10 protein-coding genes are annotated in these 15,192 nt (G+C 63.1%); 8 read left to right on the top strand and 2 right to left on the bottom strand.

Annotated elements, in window-relative coordinates; genetic code table 11:
• The first annotated feature begins 280 nt into the window (after positions 1-280).
• From ABD154_RS07835 to ABD154_RS07805, 7 genes are all read left to right on the top strand, one after another.
• Positions 281-2,200, top strand: a complete 1,920-nt coding sequence (locus tag ABD154_RS07835; RefSeq protein ID WP_344251002.1) for a glycosyltransferase family protein — start codon at positions 281-283, stop codon at positions 2,198-2,200.
• A gap of 328 nt (positions 2,201-2,528) precedes the next feature.
• Entirely contained in the window at positions 2,529-2,858 is a 330-nt protein-coding gene (locus ABD154_RS07830; protein WP_344251000.1) for a hypothetical protein, read from the top strand.
• Entirely contained in the window at positions 2,858-5,494 is a 2,637-nt protein-coding gene (locus ABD154_RS07825; RefSeq protein ID WP_344250998.1) for a glycosyltransferase, read from the top strand. Before ABD154_RS07830 ends, ABD154_RS07825 begins: the two co-directional genes overlap by 1 nt.
• Complete coding sequence (locus ABD154_RS07820) at positions 5,487-6,362, top strand: hypothetical protein (RefSeq protein WP_344250996.1); 876 nt, start codon at positions 5,487-5,489, stop codon at positions 6,360-6,362. Before ABD154_RS07825 ends, ABD154_RS07820 begins: the two co-directional genes overlap by 8 nt.
• A gap of 583 nt (positions 6,363-6,945) precedes the next feature.
• A complete protein-coding gene (locus tag ABD154_RS07815; RefSeq protein ID WP_344250994.1) occupies positions 6,946-8,913 on the top strand; it encodes a glycosyltransferase family 4 protein in 1,968 nt (655 codons plus the stop codon).
• Entirely contained in the window at positions 8,910-10,298 is a 1,389-nt protein-coding gene (locus tag ABD154_RS07810; protein WP_344250992.1) for a polysaccharide pyruvyl transferase family protein, read from the top strand. Before ABD154_RS07815 ends, ABD154_RS07810 begins: the two co-directional genes overlap by 4 nt.
• 47 nt (positions 10,299-10,345) lie before the next feature.
• Entirely contained in the window at positions 10,346-11,137 is a 792-nt protein-coding gene (locus ABD154_RS07805; protein ID WP_344250990.1) for a hypothetical protein, read from the top strand.
• 40 nt (positions 11,138-11,177) lie between these two features.
• On the opposite strand, the gene ABD154_RS07800 is transcribed toward ABD154_RS07805, so the two are convergent.
• Both ABD154_RS07800 and wecB read right to left on the bottom strand, forming a co-directional pair.
• A complete protein-coding gene (locus tag ABD154_RS07800) occupies positions 11,178-12,314 on the bottom strand; it encodes a glycosyltransferase (RefSeq protein ID WP_344250988.1) in 1,137 nt (378 codons plus the stop codon).
• Positions 12,315-12,368: 54 nt separating this feature from the next.
• Positions 12,369-13,553, bottom strand: coding sequence for a non-hydrolyzing UDP-N-acetylglucosamine 2-epimerase (gene wecB, locus ABD154_RS07795; RefSeq protein ID WP_344250986.1), 1,185 nt, complete (start codon positions 13,551-13,553; stop codon positions 12,369-12,371).
• Positions 13,554-13,929: 376 nt separating this feature from the next.
• Here wecB and wecC point away from each other — a divergent pair, with 376 nt between their 5' ends.
• Complete coding sequence (gene wecC / locus ABD154_RS07790; protein ID WP_344250984.1) at positions 13,930-15,189, top strand: UDP-N-acetyl-D-mannosamine dehydrogenase; 1,260 nt, start codon at positions 13,930-13,932, stop codon at positions 15,187-15,189.
• Positions 15,190-15,192 lie beyond the last annotated feature (3 nt).

Below are 15,192 nucleotides of genomic sequence, written 5' to 3'. Positions count from 1 at the left end.
CAATCCTCATTTCACTCGATGGGCGCGCATCGCTCTGCCATACCACCGTCATTGCTGTTTTTGCCGTCGCGACACCGGTCGGCTTCGGCCGACCTCACGATTGTACTATTGAGCGAGAAGGCATTTGTGACTCGGCAGTGAGGGCATTCGTGACTCGGCTCTCGAAACCGCAACACGCTCACTCTCGACACTGCCGATTCTGGGTCCACACCACATGGATCGGCCGGCAGCCGAATGCTTCATCGTGACGCTGCCGATTCCGACTGTGCCGATTCTCACCGTGACTTCACCGAAAGGCGACCGCATCTTGGCCAACACGCCGTTCCGCACTCTGCGCACCGCACTGTGGCATCTACGGAAGGGCGGACGCAGCCAACTGGCGACCTGGGCGCGGCGCCGCACCCTGGTCCAGGGAGCCGCAGAGTCAACGAACCGCGTGGTCACCGGCAGCCTCTCACCAGAGGTACTCCTCGAACTGTTCCCCGAGGCACCGGTTCCGACCCGCTTACCGGTCTTCGGTGAGACAACGGTCGGGGTCATTCTCGACGAGTTCTCCGCAATGAGCTTCGGCTACGAGTGGAACACTGTCGCACTGTCTCCCAGGTCGTGGCGAGCTCAGCTCGACGATGTGGACTTCGTCTTCATCGAATCGGCGTGGAGCGGCAACTCCGGTGAGTGGAAGTACAAGCTCACGGGCCCTGTCGGGCCGAGCAGTGAGGTGCTCGAACTGCTGACCGAATGTCGTCGCCGCAGAATTCCCACTGTGTTCTGGAACAAGGAGGACCCTCCGCACTTCGACGACTTCCTTCCGCTCGCCGAGTTCTGCGACGTGGTCTTCACCAGCGATGTCCGGCTGGTGCCCCGGTATCGGGATCATCTGGGCCATGACCGTGTCGCCGCTCTGCCCTTCGCGGCGCAGCCTGCGATCCACAACCCTGCCCGCCCGGCGAAGAACTCCGCAGCCCGTGACATCGCCTTCGCGGGGATGTACTTCGCTCACAAGTATCCTGAACGCCGGGAGCAGATGGATCTGCTGCTCGGTGCCGCTGACACCGTGTCGGGTCGCATGGAGCACGGGTTGGAGATCTTCTCCCGGTTCCTCGGCGACGATGACCGTTATCAGTTCCCCGGAGAGCTGGCGCAACGTGTTGTGGGCTCACTCCCCTATCGGAACCTGCTCACCGCTTACAAGCACTACAAGGTCTTCCTCAATGTGAACTCCGTCGTCGACTCTCCGAGCATGTGCGCTCGCCGGATCTTCGAGATCAGCGCCGCCGGCACTCCTGTCGTGTCGACACCGAGCGCTGCGACCCGGGCGTTCTTCCCCACCACCGAGGTGAGCCAACCGGAGACGGAAGAGGAAGCCGAATGGAGTCTGCGCGCACTCGTCCGCAGCCCGGAGCTGCGTGATCGCATGGTGCATCTGGCACAGCGGCGAATCTGGGCCGAGCACACATACAGTCACAGGGCGATGGACGTGATGGATGCGATCGGGATCCCCCATGCCTCTCCGTTCTCCAGCAGCGTTTCCGCAGTGGTGTCGACGAACCGGCCCGACCACCTCGGCGCAGTCATCGCCACGCATGCACGGCAGCAGCATGCGGACAGGGAGCTCATCCTTGTCGCCCACGGATTCCGTCCGCCCGCAGACCTCGCAGCGCGCGCACGCGACGCCGGAATCGAGAACATCGAGGTCGTCGAGGTCGCCGGTGACCTCCCGCTCGGCGTGTGCCTCAACCGGGGAATCGAAGCGGCCTCCGGAGAAGTCATCGCCAAGATGGACGACGACGATGTCTACGGCGATCATTACCTGTCGGATCAGCTGGCTGCACTGCGCTATTCGGCAGCCGATCTGGTGGGCAAACAGGCGCACTATCTCCACCTGCGCGGCAACGACGTCGTCATGCTCCGCTTCCCGGAGCGCGAGCACCGCTACACGGATCTCGTGATGGGGCCGACCATGATGGCGAAGCGGTCGACGCTCCTCGACAACCCCTTCGCCGAACGCACACTGGGCGAAGACACGGAGCTGCAACGTCGACTGGTCGACCGCGGTGCCCGGATCTACTCTGCAGATCGCTTCAACTTCGTTCAGGTCCGCGGAGACCATGCCCATACGTGGTCGGTCGAGGAGAGCCTTCTGCTCGCCAACAGCGACGTCCACGCCTTCGGCTACGCCGATGGCCACTACTGCTTCTGACCAACGGGCCGCAGGCGAACCTGCGAACAGCCCATTCCAGGTGAACGCGGCAGAACACTTCGCAAGGGCAATGTGAACTGTTGGTGAAGACAGCGGATTTCGCACTTGGCCGTCGGTAACGTGGCGATGAGACTGTGAAATCTCACGGTGGGACTTTGAGCCGTCAGGCATGGTGGACGACGCAGCATGATGCGGATCCCGTTGCCGCCTGACGCCGATGGCGCCAGGATCGCTCACTTTCGGCAGCGTGTGCCGACCGTTGCGCGGCACGCTGGTCGTCGTGTGCCGAAGTCTCACTGTGCACAACGGACACCTGGAGCCTGACTAGATGATCGATACGCGTGAATCCGACGACCTGGACACCGTCCGGCGAAACGTTGCTCGCATCGTTGACGAGACGTCGAAGGAGAACGACGCCATGGTGAAGGAGCTTCTTGCGGTCTATGACCGGGAGTCAAAGCTGCTCGGCGGCATTCGCAAGCGCGACAAGGAGATCACCAAGCTCAAGACCCAGCTGGCCCAACGGGACACGAAGCTCGCGTCTGTGAACGAGCGACTTGAGCGACTCCTCGAGTCCAAGGCAATGCGGCTGCAACGCGCCTACTGGCGGTTCCGGCGTCCCAACGGCTCTGCCGGAACATCGGCAGGGGTTCGCTGATGAAGAGTGCAGAGGTCAAGAAGCGCCAAGATCAGATCAACCTGCGAGTCCGGCAGCTCAACGCTGTTCGCACCCGCAATCGGACGATGCATGACCACGTCCGCTCCGACTACTTCCTCGATGGGCTGCTCGGGCAGCACCCCTATCTCGATCTGGCGACAACACGCGAAGAGTACCTCGAACGGTACGCCGATTTCGCAGGTCCCGTCGAGGAGAAGGTCGCAGCGCTCGTCGCTGAGTCGCAGAGTCTCCCTGTTCCACACGGCCAGCGCTGGGACCAGCGTCGAAACGTCCGCATCGGCATCATCGCCGACCGGTTCCTCTACGATTCGCTCAAGGACGCAGCTCACCTTGTCCCGATCCATCCCGATCTGTACGCCGAGCAGATGGAGGACATCGACCTTCTTCTCCTCACATCGGCGTGGCGAGGGCTCAACGACGAGTGGTTCCATGTGTCGTTGTCCGGGTCTCCTTCTCGGAACGCGCTCGACAACGGGGTCATCCCCTTCGCCCGCGAGCGCGGCATTCCTGTCGCGTACTACTCGAAGGAGGACCCTCCGAACTACGCGCGGTTCGCGTCGTTGGCGAAGTACGCCGATCACGTGTTCACCAGCGCCGCAGAATGCGTGCCGAAGTACCAGGCCTATCTCAAGGCCGACATTCCGGTCTCGGTGCTGCCATTCGCCGTCAACTACGTCCACCACAATCCGCTGGGCAGCATGCGCCACCAGGGACGCGAGTTCGTCTTCGCAGGATCGTGGTTGGACCACAAGTACCACGAACGCAAATCCTCCGCGCAGAAGATCTTCGACGGTCTCCTCGAAGCCAAGGCCGATCTCACGATCATCGACCGGAATCTCGAAATCGACGGCAAGCGATTCGCGAATGCTGAGCGGTACCTCTTCCCCGAACGCTATATCTCGCATCTGCACCGACCGCTCGACCATGATGTGCTGCTTGGACTGCAGAGACTGCTGCCGGTGGCGATCAACCTCAATTCGGTGATCGCAAGTCAGAGCATGTTCGCCAATCGCGTCATCGAACTGCAGGCGATGGGCACGTTCATCGTGTCCAACTACAACGCCGGGGTGAACTCGCTCTACCCGCATGTCTGCATCCCCGACAGCGTGATCGATATGAAGCAGACTGTCGAAGCACTGACCGAGACCAGCATTCGCCAGGCTCAGGTTGCAGGCATCCGGAGTGCGTTCACCGGGAACACCGCGTTCGACCGCATCGACACCATCACCTCGAGTCTGGGAATCACCACGCCGACTCCAGAGCACACCGTGTACGTCAAGGGGCTCGAGAACGGCGCCTTCGCCGAGTTCACCGCGGCTCAGACCTTTGCCGGTCCGATCGCTCAGCTGCGATCGGATGACGACCATCGACGTGCCGGTGACGACGGGGACATCGTGCTCGAACTCGACGATGCAAACGCCGCCGGCCCGAATCTGGTGCAGGATGCCGTCAACGCCTTCAAATTCGCCAACGCTGACGAGATCTCACTTCATCCGGTCGCCGCACCCGAGGCCCTCTACGAGTTCAGGGATCACGAAGATCGATCCTCCCGATTCCGCGCACGGTGGGTCCACGGCGGATCACCGCTGGGTTCCAACGGCAACCCCTCTTCCTCCACCCTGTCTGTCGCAACCGACCTCACTGAGGCGCCGACCGATCGCATCGAGCTGAGCACAGACCGCGAGATCACCATCATCGTCCCCGTCTACAACAACGGCAGGCATCTCAAGTTCAAATGCTTCGAATCGCTGCGGCGGTCGTCGATCTTCAGTCGGGCAGAGATCCTCCTCGTCGACGACGGATCCACCGACATCGAAACCATTGCGATTCTCGGCGAACTCGATCGGACATATCCCAATGTCCGCGTGCACAGGTTCCCTGCGGGCGGTTCCGGAAGCGCCTCACGACCGAGGAACAAGGGCCTCGAGCTCGCGACCACTCCCTATGTGACCTATCTCGATCCCGACAACGAGCAGAGCAATGACGGCTTTGCTCTTCTCCTCGACATGGTCAAGGAGAACGGCTACGACTTCGCCATAGGAAACATGATGCGATTCAAGCACAATCGCGTCGCCGTGAAGAACGCAGGAATCCTCCGCCCGGTCGTCGGTGAAGGAGGAGTGCTTGCCGACAACGCCCTCTCGCGCGTGAAGTTCCAGCCGATGAGCATTCAGGCGCTCGTTGCCGACGCACAGTGGCTGAAGGGTCTGGGCATCTATCAGCCGGTCGGTGCGGTGGGACAGGACTCGTACTTCTTCCAGCAGATGCTCTTCCACGCCCGGCGAATCGGCATCACCAATACTGTGATTCACACCTATTATGCGGCGGTCACGAACTCCACAGTGAACGCGATCGGACCGCGGTTCTACGAGAAATACCTTCCCCTGGAAGAGGACCGTTCAACCTGGCTGCGTGATATCGGTCTGCTCGACGACTACAACACGAAGCGATTGGAGCCCTTCGTCAAGGGCTGGTTCCTGCAGAAGCTCGAATTCGTCGCGCCCGAAGAAAAGAGCGAGTGCCGCTCGCTGATCCGCCGACTGACGAAGTTCTACGGGAAGACGTCGTGGACCGACCCCGAACTTGCGACGTTCCACGCAGGACCGCATGACTGACCGCGACACCACCGCGGAGCATCCTGTAGACCGACTCGGAACACTGCTCGTCGGCGACCCGCTGACCAGACGGCCGGGGCGCTTACAGCGATTCGACGTCCTCGCGGGAACAGTGACGGTCCCCGCAATGCTGTGGAGCGGAGACCAGACCGCCGGTCGTCTGCTCATCGCCTTCAACGGAGCGGTCCGTCGGCAGGAGGACAAGGATCCTGCAGAGGTCTTCCAACGCCGCACCTGGGTCGATGAAATCTCTGCCGATGTGCTCTTCCTCGCCGACCCGACCCTGCGGTCCGACAATCAGATCACCATCGGATGGGGACAGGGCTCAGGCACCGGCTACGCCATTCCTGCGCTGGCACAAGCGGCGTTCTACGTGGCGGCCGCCCTCGACGTTCCCAGTCGGTCACGTCTCTATTACGGAAGCAGCGCCGGAGGATTCCAAGCACTGCAAGTCGCCGCACGCGACGAAGGCGCATCGTCCTTGGTCAACAACGCTCAGATCGACTGGACGCTCTACATGCCGCAGAACGTCCGGACGATCTGCCATAGCACCTATGACGGCAAGCCGGCAGCGGAGATATCGGAGGAGTTCCCCGACAGAACGTCAGTCGCGCACGCATTCGCAGCCTTCGGCCACGTCCCGACAACCCGATATCTCGTCAACGCCGCCAGCGGAAACGACGCGAACGCCCAATTGCCTGCGCTCATCAAGGGAATGCGCACCGCCGTTGGCCGTGCGCCCTCGCCACGAGTTGATGTGGCGGTGTACGTCGACCAGGCCGGCGGCCACAATCCTCTTTCGAAACCGAAGACGATCCTCGAGATCAACCGCGTCCTCGACCAGTTGGAGGTGAACAGTGACGAGTGAATCCCCAACGCTGGCCGTCGACTCCCGGGCGACCGCACTGCCCGACGACGGCATTGCCATTACCGACCTCGTCGAAGCCGTCGAACTGTCGGCAGCCCTGCTGTCCGACCACGCGAACGATCTGAGCGGAGCAGTCAGGCGGATCTGCGCGACATTGAACCCCACGGTGTCTTCGAATCTCACCTGCCGAGTGCTGTTCCGCTGCGCCGTTCGCGAAGGAACGCCGCATCGCGCCCGCTTCGTCACGGACGTCCTCACAGCTCAAGGTCATACTGGGACCGCGCGTTTCCTCGCCGACCACGCCGCTCCCGCCGCCGCCAAGCCGTGGCAGAAGCGCAGGCTGACGGCGCTCAGGCAGGTATCGCCCGGGACTGAACTGCCTGCGAACGCACGTCAGAACTATTCGCTGATCATCGGGGCGGACGGTTCTGTGAAATTTGTCGACGCCGACACAGCAGATGGATCAAGCCCGTGGCTGCGAGCTCTCCTTGAGCGCCTCGACGCTCAACCTGTCGGAATCCACCACGATGTGCTCACCATTCACCTTCAGTCGGGGGCGGAGACGAAAGAAGCGCTGCGATCGGTGCTCACCACCATTCAGCTGCTCCCCGTCGTCCCAGTGCTCGTCACCGAGTCTCCGATCCACGCGGCTCACCTCGTCGCCGACATCGCGCCGTGGCACCTCGAATGGATGGAACCGGTGGTGGTCGCTCCCTTGCGCACCGAGGGCTACGGCCTCATCACCGCAGGCGGGGGCGAACTTCTGCTCGCCGGCAAGCCGGACGACCTCGTCATCGACAACGAGGCGGACCTGGCCACCATCGCTGCTGCCGTCGGTGCCCTGTCCCTGTATCGCTCGGACGCCCTCCTCCCCCACCGAGGATCCGTCGTCGACTCCATGCGAACCGAACTCGCGCAGCTGTTGCCGCTGAAGTCCGCCGGTCGCGGGTTCGCTCGAGCGGTGAAGTTCAGCGAGCCGGCTCACTCGAGCCCTGAGCTGAAGACCCGACTCACCGGACACCTCGGAGCCTCGGGTTTCTTCGAGGAAGCCGTGGCACTCCTGCACGCCGTGCCGTCATCCCAACGCAGCAAGGCGCACGCGGCCCGTCTCCTGCGGGCGAATTTCGGCACCGGACGCTTCGAAGACGCGGCCCTGCCCGCCAAACCGTCACATCGGTCGGCCTCCGATGAACGCCTGCGGCGTGAGGCGGCAGCGGCGGCTCAGCTCATCTCCGCGCGAGACGATGCCCTGTCACAGAAGCCCGAGCAGATCGAGCGGATCGACGGCAAAGTCCTCTCCATCCTCCATGCGAGCGCACCGGAGCAGAGCGGCGGTTACGCTGTCCGGGCCCACAGCATCCTCAAGGCCATCAGCGCCCAGGGTTACGAGGTCGTTGCAGCGACTCGTCCTGGGTTCCCCGAAGCGACCAACCACCTTTCTCCCGGTGCGACTTCTGCACTCGACCACGACGGCGTGCGCTATGTTCGCATCGGCTCCGGCCGCACGCGCAGGGACGGTGAGTACTCCTACATGCAGGAGTCCGTCGACCACTATGTCGAACTGATCAGAAGAGAGCGACCGTCCCTGGTCCACCTCAGATCGACATACGTCTCGGCACTGCCGGGACTCATCGCTGCGAAGCGATTCGGTCTGCCCGTGCTGTACGAAGTCTCCGGAATGTGGGAGCTGGTCTACGAAGCGTCGAACTCCGCTCTCATGGAGGGCCGACGTGCTCGAACCGTGCGGTTGGAGGATGCCGTGCTGAGCGGGGCAGATGCCGTTGTCACGCTCACCGAAGCGATGAAGGACATCATCGGCTCCCGCGTCTCCACGACACGTCCCGTGGAGCTGCTGCCCAATGCCGTCGACATCGATGAGTTCTCCGCCCGAGAGAAGGATGAGACTCTCCTCTCCAACATGGGGTGGGATGCCTCAGTTCCTGTCATCGGCTACGTCGGTTCGTTCGTCGAGTACGAAGGTCTGCACATTCTCATCCGCGCTCTGGCTCGACTCAAAGAGAGGAACGTCGAATTCCGTGCAGTCCTCGTCGGAGACGGGGCGGAGTCGGATCGCCTGCGCGTACTTGCCGAAGAGGTGGGCCTCGACGAATCGGTCCTCCACTTCACCGGCCGCATGCCCCACGAGGCGGTCAGCCGCCTGTACTCGATGATCGATGTGTGCGCGTATCCCCGGCTGGCGACCCCGGCGACCAGGGCAGTCTCGCCCCTGAAGCCGTTCGAAGCGATGGCGGCGAAGAAGACCGTCATCGTCTCGGATGTCGCCGCGCTCGCCGAGATCGCCGGACATGGAGAACGCGGTCTCGTCATTCCGGCCGGCGACGTCGACGCACTTGCTGAGGCGCTCACCGCAGCGGTCACGGACCAGGGTTCGTTCACCGGGATGACCGCAGCTGCGGCACAATGGGTGAGGAGCGACCGAAGCTGGCGCAGAATCGGCGAGATCGTCGACACGGTGCTCTCGGGTCTGCTCAGCGGAGCGGACCACACCGATGCTCACCGACCTCAATCGGAGGACAGTCGATCCACGTGACAAAGGCAATGCTGTTCTACGGACATGTGGCATCGAACTGGGGTGACCTCGCGATCAATGCGGGCGCCGTCGACACGCTCCGCCGCGCGGGAATCGACATCGCGTCCTCGACGGCCGTCACCCTCGCGCCGTCCGACGCCTTCTATCGGCGGGCGACATTCACGCTCAAGGGTCTCTCGCTTCGCACTGTCCCCGTCGACGCCACGCCACGGGGCGGCCGTGAGGAGATCGATCTGCTCACCGGTTACCTGGCAGATCCAGGGCGATTCGCGCAGGACACCGGGATGACCGATCATGACGTGGTCGTGCTCAACTCCGGCGAGCATCTCTTCGAATCCGCCGCCGGCGACAACGTCGTCGACCTCGTCTGGCGGGTCCTTCCGGGGCTTGCGGCCACAGCTGTGGGTCTCCCGGTCGTGCAGCTGCCCGCCACGATCGGACCGTTCCACTCACAGCTCGGGGTCTTGATCGAAGAGTTCGTTCTCGATGGCACTGCTGCCGCGGCCTTCCGCGAAACAGAGTCTCGACGACTGAACTCCACACAACGCGACGTACCTGTTCTGCCCGACCCCGGGTTTCATGTCCCCGGGCTCCGGTTCCCCGACGAGTCGCCCACAGAGACAGACACGCTCGGCATCGTCCTCCGTCCCGAGGACATGGGTCTGCGCTCAGGATCACGGCGCACGTCGTTCGTCCACCAGAAATTCCGCGATTCGAACTACTGCGAGTCCCGGGCGTTCGCCCTGTTCGCCGCCACAGCCGAAGCCCATATCGACAACGGCGGCACGGTCCGCATCATCGTGCAGACCCGATCGGACAGAGAGATCTCCCGAGTGCTCGCGGATCACCTCACTGAGAGGTTCGGGAACGACAGCGTCGAGTACATCGACCCGACAGGCTTCCGCGAGTATCTCACAGCGCTCGGCACCGTCGACGCGCTGGTGACCTCACGGTTCCACGCAGTCATCCTGGCCACCGCTCAGGGAGTGCCCGCCGCAGGTGTGTACTCAGAGACACACGGGCACAAGATGCCTGGACTCTTCGATATGTTCCGGCTGCCCGATTGCGCTGTCCGCCTCGACGACCGCGACATCGACACGGTGCGCACTGAACTCGGAAGCGCGCTTGCCGTCGCCGTCGAAGCCATCGAGGACACGCGCAACCGTGTGAAGGCCAACAGGTCTGCAGGCCGCAGGTGGCTCTCCGAAGCCCTGCAGCAACCGCCCGTCGACGACTTCGACGTCACCGAACTGCGAATTCAGGCGTTGGCGGCGCTGTACCGGGTCGGCCTGAGACGAGCAGAAGACGAAGCGCTGACCAAGGTGCGGAAATCGCTGAGCGACCTCGAGGACCGGATGAACAGGCCGGCAGACACAGACGCATGAACCCGTTGCCCGACGGTGGGCTGCGCGCCGAGAAGAAGAGGTGACCGATGGTCTCGCGCAGCGTTCCCGCTGAAGGTCATTACGAGTTCGATTCGATCGATGCTTTCGATGGGCCGGTCTCGGCACCGACGAGCACCTACGGTGTCACGGTCGGCGGAGTGCCTATCGACCTGAGGTACGACGACCGGGGCTGCGACGCCACCGTCGTGTTCTTCCACGCGGCGATCACCAAGGTCGTCAAACGCTACCCCGTGTTCTCGGGTGCTTCGTTCTCTGCAGACATCCCGGCCAACAGACTGTTCGTCAGCGATCCTTCGCTGTATGTCGATCCGCGCCTCAAGCTCGGCTGGTATGCGGGGAACAAGCACCAGCCGCGCCTCCAGGACGACCTGGCCCGGTTGATCTCCCGGTTCGTCCGAGAGCCGGATCGGTTGATCTTCTTCGGTGCCTCAGGCGGCGGGTTCGCCTCTCTGTACTATTCGGCGCAGTTCCCGGGGTCGATCGCCGTCCCGGTCAATCCGCAGACCGACATCTCCGCTTACGTCCCCGCCAGCGTCCAACGTTATCTGTCCTGTGCCTGGGACGCGGAGACGATCACCGAGATCCCTGCGACGACAGAGGTCAGAAGCCTCTACAGCGGTTCACTCGAGAACTCTGTCGTCTATGTGCAGAACACCGGCGATGCCGACCACTTGACCAACCACTACACTCCGTTCATGAACGGTCTGCCCGGTGGTCACCGCGTTGCGCCGATGCTCGTCGATGCGGGAGAAGGCCATGTGCCGCCGTCCCGCAGCCTCCTCGGCGAGATCCTCAGCGAGGTCGTCGACAACAGCTGATGCGGCGCCTGCTCTGCACTGACGCTGGGTCTCGAGTGTCTCAGGCCACGTGCAGAACGTAGGACAGCGTGTTCACCACGGTCTCCCGCGCGATCTGCCTCAGCTCGATCTGCCACCGCGCGGCGCGGAAGTTCTGCGTGATCGACCACGTTCCATCCTGCGGGTCGCACTGCGCAGTGCCCATCCGTTTGAAGTCGCGGCTGCCTTTGAGCCACAGTTCGATCCGCGTTCCCGGGGTGCCAACGCCGAGGAACTCGGTGGAACCCACCGGACGCCTCCTGCGGGGGACAGGCGACCGCAGATAGAAGAATGGCGCCGAATCACCGAAGATATCCGAATTGATGCGGACGCATTGTCCCTTGATCGCCTGGGCGCGCTTCCGGAGGTCGAGCAGCTCATACTGCTGCGGCTGGGTGCGCCGCCAGGTCAGGCCCATCGTCGGCGGCGTGGATGAGTGAGCTCGCACGCTGTCGCGGAAGTCATCGAGGTCGATGCCGAACGGGTCGAGAACGGACGGCCCCAATGGTCGCATCGCGCCTCCGAACTCCGCGATTCGGGACTCGTAGTCACCATCGCCCTGCTGGTGGTAGAGGTAGAGCCAATCGTCAGTGGCTGACTCCACGCTGTGCGCCAAGCCGCCGCGTTGGACGGCCGTGCGCAGCCATTTCCGATGCGACGAGAGCATGAGATCGCCGACGTCCTCGGCACTGCCGAAGAATGTCGTATTGGGCACGTGACTCGGATAGACGAGTTCACCGCGCGTTCCCCGGGGCGCGTCGATACCGACGCCGCGCGGGGTGGTTGCTGCTTGAGCGCCTCGGGTCTGCGGCTCGAATGCGGCCAAGTGCGAATCGTGCAGTCGTGAAGAGATCGCATCGTCGTCATCGAGGAGCTGTGCATGGATGGGTTGTCGTGGATGAGTCTCTGCCCGCACCGCGTGCCGCACAGCGTCGCTGAGATGCGAATGGTCGGGCACGAAATGGAAGCGCACCCGGTCCGACAGGCCGCGTTCGTCGAAGACGTCATGGATGTCGCTGAGTATCGGTGTCGGCAGGTCCGCGTCGACGAGGACGGCCCAAACGAGGTCTCTGTCGCCCATGGCAGCCACGCTGGCGGCGGTGACGCTGCGGAACAGACCGAGCCTTGCCTTCCACCAGAGGGGATCGAAGACCCCCACTCCCATGCGGGTGACAAGTACAGTGCGCGTCGAAACGGCCACAGATTGCGCCGCTCAGACGGTCAGAGTCAGAGTCGGCGAGAAGTCGTCGATTCGCTGCCCGACTCCCAGCAGCTGCGCGATCGCGGCGACGGACCGGTCGGCAGCAGCGCCGTCACCGTACGGGTTCACTGCACGCGCCATGCTCTCGTACGCAACGGGGTCATCGAACAGACGCGACACCTCGGAGACGATTCTTTCGCGATCGGTGCCGACCAGCCTCACGGAGCCGGCCTCGACGGCTTCGGGCCGTTCGGTGTTCTCCCGCATCACGAGAACCGGCTTGCCCAGGCTCGGGGCTTCCTCCTGGATGCCGCCCGAGTCGGTGAGCACGACATCGGACGCTGCCATCACCGAGGTGAACTCGCCATACGACAGCGGCTCGGTGACGAGGACGTTGGAGTACGGTGCCACTCGCGGCAGGACGGACTCCCGAACCAGCGGATTGCGGTGAGCGGGGAGCAGGATCGTGAGTTCGGGGCGGCTCGCGGCGAGCTCAGCAAGGGCATCGCCGATGTTCTCCATGGCCGAGCCGAGATTCTCTCGGCGGTGGGTGGTGACAAGGAGTGTCGGACCCTCCGTGCGCACGTAGTCAGCGACGTCGGGATCGCTTGGAGTGACGTTCATGTCCACCGCGATCTGCAGTGCGTCGATGACCGTGTTGCCGGTGACCACGACACTCGCGGAGTCAACTCCCTCGACGACGAGGTTGTCCCGCGATTGCTGGGTAGGAGCAAGATGAAGACTGGTGACCTGACTGGTCAGCTTGCGGTTCGCTTCTTCCGGGAAGGGACTGAGCAGATTGCCCGAACGCAGCCCGGCTTCGAGGTGGATGACCGGAATTCCCCGATTGAAGGAAGCAATCGCCGCTGCCATCACAGTGGTCGTATCACCTTGGACGAGGACAGCGTCCGGCTGCTCGGTATCCAATGCCGCGTCAAGTTCCGCGATGACCCGCGCCGCGATGCTGTTGAGGGTCTGACCCTGCGCCATCAGGTTGAGGTCGGTGTCGGGCACGATGTCGAAAAGCTCATTGACCTGGTCGAGCATTTCCCGATGCTGAGCAGTCACGAGGGTGCGAACCCGAAGCTCGGTGCTGGCTTCGATCGCGCGAACCAGCGGTGCGACCTTGATCGCTTCGGGGCGGGTGCCGTAGATGACCAGGACTGTCGGCTGGGCTGCCGAATCGGCACTGCTCACGCATACTCCTCTGTTCGGGCATCAAGCCCACTGAAAATCATCGAATTGTCGTTGGGAATTGCCGTCAGTCGCAGGGGCGTGAAGATCGCACTACGACCGAAGACCAACTTGCCGTGCACCGGGGATGCGGCAACGTCTCAGCCAATATAGCACCGCGGAGACCCGTGATTTCGGGCCAGACGGGTGCTGTTCACAACTGCGCCGCTGGATATTCACCTTTATGTCATTGATATGGTTGAACCTGATTTTCGTCGAATTGCAACCATTTGATGCCCTCGCCCGAAAGCAATGCTCTGCATCGATTTCGCCGCGTCCGCGACCAAGTTGCATTCCGTCATGCAAAGTCACGTACACCGACAGCTTGGAGTCACCGTTCATGAACGCGCCCACAGACAGCATCCGCCCCTCCGTCGCCGTCATCGGTCTCGGCTACATCGGCCTGCCGACTGCAGCGATCCTGGCCAGCACAGGCGCGGATGTCGTCGGTGTCGACATCAATCAGAACAATGTCGATGTCATCAACGCGGGCAAAGTTCCGTTCGTCGAACCCGATATGGCGACTACCGTGGCCGGCGTCGTCTCGCAGGGATTCCTTCGGGCAACGACCGAGACGCCTCACGCTGACAACTACATCGTCGCGGTGCCGACGCCGTTCACCGACGGTCACAAGCCGGATCTCTCCTACATCGAGACTGCGGGCAAGCAGATCGCCCCGCTCCTCGAAGGCAACGAGCTCATCATCCTCGAGTCGACGTCACCCCCCGGTGCCACCGAGTTCCTCGCCGACACGATCCTCGCCGCGCGTCCTGATCTCACTCTCAAGCCGGGCACCTCGCAGTCGGTGTACTTCGCGCACTGCCCCGAACGCGTGCTTCCCGGTCGCATCATGATCGAGCTGCGGACGAACGACCGCATCGTCGGGACGCTCAACGGCAACGCCGGCGAACGCGCCCGCGACCTGTACCAGCTCTTCTGTGAGGGCGAGTTCCTCATGACCGATGCCTGCACGGCAGAGCTGTCCAAGCTCACCGAGAACGCCTACCGCGACGTCAACATCGCGTTCGCCAACGAACTGTCGATGATCGCCGACAACCTCGACATCAATGTCTGGGAGCTCATCGACCTCGCCAACCATCACCCGCGCGTCAACATCCTCCAGCCGGGTCCCGGCGTCGGCGGCCACTGCATCGCCGTCGACCCGTGGTTCATCGTCGCGACCACGCCTGAGCACTCGTCGCTCATCAAGACCGCGCGCGAGGTCAATGACTCGAAGCCGCAGTTCGTCCTCGACAAGCTCCTCCCCCAGGCGAAGCGGATCTCGGACGTGAAGATCGCGGCACTCGGACTCGCTTTCAAGCCGAACATCGACGACCTGCGCGAGAGCCCCGCCCGGCAGATCGTCAACCAGCTCTCCGACGAGCTGCCGGAAGCGACGATCATGGCAGTCGAGCCGAACATCGATGACCTGCCCTCTGACCTCTCGGCACGTGCGAACGTCACCCTCACCGAACTCAACGAGGCCGTGAAAGAAGCCGACATCGTGCTCCTGCTCGTCGACCACAACGAGTTCGCCCGCATCGATCGCACTCTGCTCGCGCAGAAGATCGTCCACGACACCCGCGGAGTCTGGAACTGACAC

Source organism: Brevibacterium sanguinis (assembly GCF_039528855.1).
Classification (GTDB): Bacteria; Actinomycetota; Actinomycetes; order Actinomycetales; family Brevibacteriaceae; genus Brevibacterium; species Brevibacterium sanguinis.
Note: the sequence above shows the minus strand (reverse complement) of the source record. Positions and strands in the feature narration are given on the sequence as shown.